Origin of the sequence: Streptomyces sp. NPDC058877, assembly GCF_042742855.1 — a bacterium.
Lineage (GTDB): Bacteria > Actinomycetota > Actinomycetes > Streptomycetales > Streptomycetaceae > Streptomyces.
In genome coordinates this window covers 1-7,982 of the sequence record NZ_JBHYMF010000267.1, presented here as the reverse complement: position 1 = coordinate 7,982, position 7,982 = coordinate 1, and the positions used below count along the sequence as shown (strand labels likewise).

General features: G+C 74.9%; 5 protein-coding genes. 3 read left to right on the top strand and 2 right to left on the bottom strand.

Going from position 1 to position 7,982, the window contains the following annotated elements; genetic code table 11:
- Window positions 1-35: 35 nt before the first annotated feature.
- A complete protein-coding gene (locus ACFW2Y_RS33310) occupies window positions 36-1,112 on the bottom strand; it encodes a mechanosensitive ion channel family protein (RefSeq protein ID WP_384886710.1) in 1,077 nt (358 codons plus the stop codon).
- A 238-nt stretch (window positions 1,113-1,350) separates the two neighbouring features.
- Here ACFW2Y_RS33310 and ACFW2Y_RS33305 point away from each other — a divergent pair, with 238 nt between their 5' ends.
- Window positions 1,351-1,914 (top strand): HNH endonuclease, encoded by a 564-nt coding sequence (locus tag ACFW2Y_RS33305; RefSeq protein ID WP_384886708.1) that lies wholly within the window; start codon window positions 1,351-1,353, stop codon window positions 1,912-1,914.
- A 49-nt stretch (window positions 1,915-1,963) separates the two neighbouring features.
- Here ACFW2Y_RS33305 and ACFW2Y_RS33300 read toward each other — a convergent pair whose 3' ends face one another.
- Window positions 1,964-5,164 carry a beta-N-acetylglucosaminidase domain-containing protein gene (locus ACFW2Y_RS33300; RefSeq protein ID WP_384886705.1) on the bottom strand — a complete coding sequence of 1,067 codons (3,201 nt, stop codon included), beginning with the start codon at window positions 5,162-5,164 and terminating at the stop codon, window positions 1,964-1,966.
- Between the two features lie 242 nt (window positions 5,165-5,406).
- On the opposite strand from ACFW2Y_RS33300, the gene ACFW2Y_RS33295 reads away from it, so the two are divergent.
- Together ACFW2Y_RS33295 and malQ are read left to right on the top strand one after the other, a co-directional pair.
- Window positions 5,407-5,673, top strand: a complete 267-nt coding sequence (locus tag ACFW2Y_RS33295) for a hypothetical protein (protein ID WP_384886712.1) — start codon at window positions 5,407-5,409, stop codon at window positions 5,671-5,673.
- A gap of 1 nt (window position 5,674) precedes the next feature.
- Window positions 5,675-7,825: a 4-alpha-glucanotransferase gene (gene malQ, locus ACFW2Y_RS33290; RefSeq protein ID WP_384886702.1), complete on the top strand. Its 2,151-nt coding sequence runs from the start codon at window positions 5,675-5,677 to the stop codon at window positions 7,823-7,825.
- Window positions 7,826-7,982: the final 157 nt, after the last annotated feature.

The window sequence follows — 7,982 nt, the reverse complement described above, 5'->3', positions numbered from 1 at the left end:
GTCACCGGTGGGGCGCCCTCCGTCGTACCGGGTCGCTACTTGTTCAGGTCCGGCTTCGGCAGCGGGGTCGCCGCCACCGACTGCGGGGAGATCGTCGAGCCGAACACCGACGGCGCCGCCATGCCCGCCGTCGGGTCGGCGGCCGCCTCCACCTGCGCCGGAACCCCGCCGACGAGCTGGATGCCGGCCTTGTCCAGCCCCTGCTTGATCCGCCAGCGCAGCTCGCGCTCCACCCCCAGCGCCTTGCCCGGCATCGTCTTCGCCGAGACGCGGACCGTCATCGAGTCGAGCAGTACCTCGTTCAGGCCGAGTACTTCCACCGGCCCCCACAGGCGCTCGTTCCACGGCTCCTCCTTCGCCATGGACTCCGCCGCCTCCATGATCACGGACCGCACCTGCTCCAGGTCCTCCGTCGGCCGCACGGTCACGTCCACGCCGGCCGTCGCCCAGCCCTGGCTCAGGTTCCCTATCCGCTTGATCTCGCCGTTGCGTACGTACCAGATCTCGCCGTCCGCCCCGCGCAGCTTGGTCACCCGCAGGCCCACCTCGACGACCTCGCCGGAGGCCACACCGGCGTCGACCGAGTCACCCACCCCGTACTGGTCCTCCAGGATCATGAAGACGCCGGACAGGAAGTCCGTCACCAGGTTCCGCGCACCGAAGCCGATCGCCACGCCGGCCACACCGGCCGAGGCGAGCAGCGGCGCGAGGTCGATCTTGAAGGCGCCCAGGATCATCAGACCGGCCGTGCCCATGATCAGGAAGGACGCCACCGAGCGCAGCACCGAGCCGATCGCCTCCGAGCGCTGCCGCCGCCGCTCGGTGTTCACCAGGAGACCGCCGAGCGCCGTCCCCTCCACTGCCTGCGCCGAGCGGTTCATCCGTTCGATCAGCTTCGTCAGGGCCCGTCGGACGGCCAGCCGGAGCAGCACGGCGACGACCAGGATCAGCAGGATGCGCAACCCGGTGTTCAACCAGCTGGACCAGTTCTCCTCCACCCAGCTCGCCGCGTTGGTGGCCTTCTCCGCGGCCTCGTCCAGGGTCGTCGGCATCGGGTCGGGTTCGGTGGCAGCCGCCAGGGCGGACCGGTACACGGGGCAACCTCCAGGCATTTCGTACGCAGACCATCCACAGTAACGGGGCGTCGGACGTGCCCCCGTAGCCGTGTTCGAGGGAGAAGCGGGCTCCACCTGGGCAGACATCGGGGAGAGATGCCGATGTGGTCGAGAACACCTCGGGCCGTTCACCCCGATTCCGATACGTGGTGGCGCTGCGACCAGGCATGAGGAGAGACTGAGAGCAATTCGTCCCGGCGCGAGCCACGCGCCGCCGGCGTCATAGGAGGCATCCGTGCCGCACGTCCTGGTCCTCAACGCGTCGTACGAGCCGCTCGGCGTCGTACCGCTCCGCCGCGCACTCGTCCTCGTCCTGGAGGGCAAGGCCCTCTGCCTCGAGGAGTCGGGCGCCTTCCTGCACAGCGAGACCCAAGTCCTCCCCGCACCCAGCGTGGTGCGACTGAAGCGCTTCGTGCGGGTCCCCTACCGGGGGCCCGTTCCCTTGACCCGCCGGGCCCTCTTCGCCCGTGACGGCGGGCGCTGCGTGTACTGCGGGGGCGTCGCCACCAGCGTCGACCACGTCATCCCGCGCAGCCGCGGCGGTACGCACGCCTGGGAGAACGTCGTGGCGGCCTGCCGCCGCTGCAACCACGTGAAGGCCGACCGGCACCTGCGCGAACTCGGCTGGCGGCTCCGCCACCAACCCGCCCCGCCGAGCGGTCTGGCCTGGCGGATCATCGGGACCGGACACCGGGACCCCCGCTGGCTGCCGTACCTCCAACCGTACGGCGCCGAGGACGTGATGGCCCGGATCGACTCCGTCGCAGACACCCCCGTGGGGGCGCTGACGAAGGGGTGAGCCGGGCCCTTCGCGTCTGCGGGGGCTCCGGCGCGGAGCGGCGCACCCCTCAGGGGGCGGGCCGCTCCTCCGGCGTGTCCTCCTGCGGCGTGGCGTCCGGCGAGGACGGCGGGGTCTGCGCGGACTGCGGGGACGGGGTCTGCGGGGACGGGGTCTGCGCGGGCTGCGCGGGCTGCTGGTCCTCCGCCTTCGCGTCCGCCGTTTCCTGCGGGGCCACGGCGTAGGTCTCCACGGACCAGAGCGAGTAGCCGAAGCGGGTCGCCCGCTTCTCCCCCTGCACCCGCAGGAAGCGGGTGTCCGCCGCGTCCATCCTGACCGACTCCCGCCCGCCCTTGCCGTCCTCGACGGTCGCCGCGGTCCGCCAGACGCGCCCGTCGGCCGAGACCTGGACCCGGTAGCGGGAGGCGTACGCGTCCTGCCAGTGCAGCACCACCTGCCCTATCCGGGCCGGCTCGGCCAGCTCCAACTGCCACCAGGCGCCGTCCTCCGCCGGCGAGGACCAGCGGGTCGCCGGGTCGCCGTCCACCGCCGAGGACGCCGGGAAGTCCGGGGTCTCGTCGCCCGAGGAGGAAGCCGTCGCGGCCCGCGCCAGGTCCGGGCCCGCCGTCCGGGGGAAGGCCCGCACCGTCAGGACCCGCTCCTCACCCGCGAACGACACCGGCACCCGGTACGAACCGACCGGCACGCCCGGCGCCACCGAGACCTCCAGCGGCACGGTCGTCCGCGCGCCCCGTTCCACCACGGCCTCCTTCGGCAACCGCACCGAGATCCCCTTCGGCGCCTTCGCCGTCGGTGTTCCGCGCACCGCGCCCGCGCGCCGACCCGTCAACTCGACGTCCACCCGCTGGGCCGGGCCGCCGACCTCCGCGTCCGTCTCCGTGCGTGAGAGGTCCAGCCCGACCCGCGGTCCGTCCGCGAACCACGGCACGAGCGACCGCACCTCCGGTGCCGGCCCCCCGCTGCTCCACACGACCCGCAGCGCATCCGCCCGCAGCCCCTTCGCCCCGGCCTGCGTCCATCCGGATGCGGACAGCGGGCCGAGCGACCGCCAGCCCTCGCCGGGGACGAACGCCTCCACCCGCGCGTCCCCCACCGCGCCGGTCGGGTCCGGCTCGGCCATGACCGTCAGGGCCTCCACCGACCGGGTCCGGTCGAGCCGCACGGTGTACGAGTCGGCGGTCCGGTCGGCACGGACCGCGGCGACCCGGTCGGCACCGGTCCAGGCCGTCCCCTCCGCCGCCGCACGCACGAGGAACGGATCGAGCACGCCCGGACCGACCGTCACCCGGCTCTCCCGGAGGGCCTTCTGCTGCGTCTCCAGGGCCAACTGCGCCCGCCAGGCCGCCGGGCCGTCGCCGCGCGCCTGCGCGACCAGCATGTCGATCGCCGTCTCGCCCGCCAGCCCGTACCGGGAGAGCTGCTCCAGCCACGGTGCCGTCTCGTCGTCGAGCGTGCCGCCGGCGGTGTCCGCGAGTTGCTCGGGAGCTCGGCGCATCACGGTGAAGGCGGCCCGCAACTCGTTCGCGGCCTTCTGCCGCGCGGCCGGGTCGGCGGTCGAGCGGGCCCCCCAGAACGCCGCCAGGAGCGGCTTGAGGTAGCCCGATTCGCCCGACGGGTCGAGGATCGAGGAGAAGCCGTTCCCGGCCAGGGCGCGCAGCGCCTCGCGGGCCGCGGGGTCCGGGCCGGCGAGGTCCTCCACGGCGGCCCGCCAGGACTCCCCGGGCCGGTAGCCGCGCGGGTTCCACGCGTAGTCGGCCGTGGTGAAGAGCGGGACCCGGGAGGCCGCGGGCTGCTCCATGGCATGGGCGAGGAAGGCCGCGGAACCGGCGGCCACGGCCGGCTCCCGACCGGTCGACGGGCCGAGGAACAGCCGGTCCTGCGCGTAGTCGTTGACCGGGTAGTTGTCCATGGTGACCAGCGGGTGGCTGCCCAGGGCCTCGTGTGCGCCGGCCAGTTCGCCGCCGGTGATCGTGCGGGGGACGACGCCGACACCGGTCCACGCCACCCGCACGTCCGCGTCGAGCACCTCGGCGAACTCCGTGCGGTACGCGGTCGTGCCGTCCTGGTAGTACTCCGTCGGCATCACCGTCAGCGGCTCGGCGTCCGGGTGTCGCTCCGTCAGCCATCGGGCGACGGCGTTCGCCACGCGCGCATGGGCGGTGGCGGCGGCCTCCGGCCCGCGCCCGAAGGCCTTGGCGTCCCGCTTGCAGTGCCACTCGTCGTAGGAGGCGTCCTGGAACTGGAGTTGGAAGGAGCGCACCCCCAGCTCCCACATCGCGTCCAGCTTCCCGGTCAGCGCGGCCACGTCATCGGCCGAGGCCAGGCACATGGACTGGGCGGGGGCCACGGCCCAACCGAGCACCACGTGGTTGGCGCGGGCCCGGGCGGCGAGCGCGCGGAACTCGCCCTGCTGTTCCTCCGGGTAGGGCTCGCGCCACTGGGCCTGGCGGTACGGGTCGTCACCGGGTGCGTACAGATAGCGGTTCTGCTTGGTCCGCCCCAGGAAGTCGACCTGGGCGAGTCGCTGCTCCAGGCTCCAGGGACGTCCGTAGAAGCCCTCCGTGATGCCGCGTTCGGCGGTGCCGGGCCAGTCGCGGACGACGACGCCGGGAACCTCCCGCCCGCCGCCGAGGAGCTGGCGCAGCGTCTGGACCGCGTGGAACAGGCCGTCCTCGCCGACCCCGTCCAGGACGACGGTGTCCCGGCCCTGGAGCCGGCCCGTCGCGAGTCGGTAGCCGCCGCGGGGGAGGTCGAGGCGCTCGGGCACGCCCAGGGCGGCGAGCGCCTCCTCCGCGCCCTCTCCGGAGGGCCCGGCGGCGCGTACGACCGGACCCCGACCCGGCAGGTCGGCGTGGACGGTCCGCACTCCGGCGGCCCTCAGCAGTTCGCGCAGGACGGCGAGCGCATACGGATCGGCGTCGGGGTCGGCGAGCAGCGTCACCTCGTCGCCGAGGCGCACGGGTGCCCCGGTGCCGGTCATGGACTGCGGTCGGGGCCAGACCTCGGGCACCCGCGGGGTGGTGGCGGTCGTCGCCGCGGCGGGAGATGCCGGGGCGGTCGGGGCCGCGGGGCCTCCCGGCGCCCCGGGGACCGCGGGCGCCGACGGGGCCCTGAGGGCTGCGGGCGCCGTCGGGGCCACCGGTGCCGTGGGGACCGCCTGCGCCGAGCCCGATGCGGTGCCGCCGAGGAGGCCGCCGATCACGGCGGCGGCGACGGCCGTCGCCGTGCGCTTCCTGCGCCCGAGGTGCACGGGGTCTCCCTTCGGCCGGGGTCGGCAGCCCCACCGGTTGGTCACGAGTAGGTCACGAGCCCACCACCCGTCGCCGGGAAGTGTCAATGCGCGTGGTCGATGTGTCGCCTTTGCCCGGCAGACCTTCGGCGGGGTGACGCCACTTCGTCACTTTCCGCCGGTAAAACGAGGTGCGGTGGGTAGGGCTCTTCTCGTTGCCCCAGGTACCACCTGTCGAGACGAACCGGGAGACCCCCGTGACCATGACCGCCCGTCACCTCGGACGGATACGGATTCCGCAGCAGCCGGTGCCGGCCGGCGCCCCGCTGGCCGGCGAGCCGCCCCTGTCCGATGCGTTCCCCCTCACCAGCGAGCCGGCCCTGGCCGCCGAGACCCCGTTGACCAGTGAGCCGCCCCTGGCCGCGGTGACTCCGCTCACCAGCGAGCCGGCCCTGGCCGAAGTGACCCCCTTGACCAGCGAACCCACCGCCCCCGTCAGCGCGGGCGGCCCGGAGTCCCCCGGAGTGTGAAGTGACCCTGGCCCGTCTCGCCGCCCGTCACGGCGTCGCCACCGCCTACAGCCCCTCCCCGGGCGTCTCCGTACCCGTGCCGGACGCCACCGTGGTGGCCGTCCTCGGCGCCCTGGGCATCGATGCGGCCACGCCGGAGGCGGTGTCCGCCGCCCTTGACGCGGCGGAACGGGCCGACCGCGAGCGGCTGCTGCCCCCGACCCTGGTCCTGCACCACGAGGACGGCCGGCAGGGCGACCGCGACGGGCACCGGGACGCCCAGGGCCGGTGCGGTCCGTCCCCGCAGCCGCCGGTGGACCTGCCACCGGGCACCCGCCTGCGGGTCACCACCGAGGACGGTGCCGTCCTCGACGATCCGGACTGGTCGGGGCTTCCGCTCGGCGTCCACGGCGTCGAGGCGGAGGCCCCCGACGGGCGCACCGCGAGCGCCACCCTGATCGTCAGCCCCGCGCGGGTGCCCGGCCCGGTGCGCCGTTCGTACGGACTGCTGGTCCAGCTGTACTCCCTGCTGTCCGGCCGCTCCTGGGGCATGGGCGACCTGGGCGACCTGCGCGAGCTCGTCACCTGGGCGGGCCGCACGCACGGTGCCGGCTTCGTCCAGGTCAACCCGCTGCACGCGGGAGTGCCCGGCACGCCCACCGACCCGTCCCCGTACCGCCCCTCGTCGCGCCGCTTCCCCGACCCCGTCCACCTGCGGGTCGAGGAGGTCCCCGAGTACGCCCTGGTGGGACCCGAGCGCCGCGAAGAGCTCGACCGGATCCTCGCCGAGGCGGCCGAACTGCGCGAACGGGTCCTCGGCAAGGGGGCGCTGATCGACCGCGACGCCGTCTGGGAGGTCAAGCGGCGGGCCCTGGAACTGGTGCTCGGGAGCGTGGAGCCGGGCCCGGGGCGCCGCGCCGACTTCCACGACTTCCTCGCCGAGCGGGGCCCCGCCCTGGAGGCCCACGCCACCTACCAGGCCCTGGCCGAGCGCCACGGGCCCCACTGGCGGGGCTGGCCCGGGGAACTGCGCACGCCGCAGGCCGCGGAGGCCGTCGTGCGCACCGATCCCGACCTGGCCGCCCGGGTCGACTTCCACTGCCGGTTGGCCTGGCTGACGGACCGGCAACTCGCCGACGCCGCCGCGGCGGCCCGCGCGGCGGGGATGGCGGTCGGCATCGTCCACGACCTGGCGGTCGGCGTCCATCCCGAGGGCTCGGACGCCTGGGCCCAGCAGGACGCCTTCGCGGCCGGCATGTCGGTCGGCGCCCCGCCCGACGCCTTCAACTCCCGGGGCCAGGACTGGGGCCTCCCGCCCTGGCGGCCCGACGCCCTCGCCGCGACCGGCTACGCCCCGTACCGCGGACTGCTCCGTGAACTCCTCCGCCACGCGGGCGCGCTGCGCATCGACCACGTGATGGGTCTGTTCCGGCTCTGGTGGGTGCCCGAGGGGCGTCAGCCCACCGAGGGCACCTACGTCCGGTACGACGCGGAGGCGATGCTCGCGATCCTCGTCCTGGAGGCCCACCGGGCCGGCGCCCTGGTCATCGGCGAGGACCTCGGCACGGTCGAGCCGGGAGTGCGGGAGGAGCTGGCCCGGCGCGGGGTGTTCGGGACCTCGGTGCTCTGGTTCGAGCGGGACTGGGAGGGCACCGGCCGCCCGCTGCCCGCGGGGGAGTGGCGTGCGGAGTGCGTCGCCACCGCCACCACCCACGACCTCCCCCCGACCGCCGCCCGACTCTCCGGCGAGCACGTTTCCCTGCGGCACCGGCTCGGACTGCACCCCGGGGACCTGGTCCGCGAGCGGGCGGCGGACGCGGCGGAGACCGCCGACTGGCTGGGCGTCTTCGAGCGTGCGGGGCTGTTGCCCGAGGGGCCGGGAGGCGAGGAGGCCGAGATCAGGGCCGTCCACCGCTTCCTGCTGGCCACCCCGGCCCGGATGGTGGGGGTCTGGTTGCCGGACGCGGTGGGGGACCGCAGGCCGCAGAACCTGCCGGGCACCTGGGACGAGTACCCCAACTGGCGGCTGCCGCTCGCGGGCCCGGACGGCCAGCCGTTGACCCTGGAGCAGTTCGCCGCCTCGCCCCGGGCGCACGCCCTGCTGCGCGAGCTGCACGCCCGTGTCGCCGCGGGAGACGCCCGTACGGCACCCCCGGACGCGCGGCCCGTTTAGGCGTTCGCTACTTTTGGGCTGTGGACAAGAAGAACGCCCTGCGCGCCGGTGCTGTCGCGGCCGGTGTGCGGCCTGACCATCCGGGTCCTGGCGGTGGAGATGTGGCCCACCGGCACCGGCTTCACCATCGACGCCGAACTCCCCGCCGGGGGCACCA

What these genes read in the sequence shown, in the direction of transcription:
- ACFW2Y_RS33310 (WP_384886710.1), bottom strand. Translation starts at nt 1,112, where the DNA reads ATGCCTGGAGGTTGCCCCGTGTACCGGTCCGCCCTGGCGGCTGCCACC.
- ACFW2Y_RS33295 (WP_384886712.1), top strand. Translation starts at nt 5,407, where the DNA reads ATGACCGCCCGTCACCTCGGACGGATACGGATTCCGCAGCAGCCGGTG.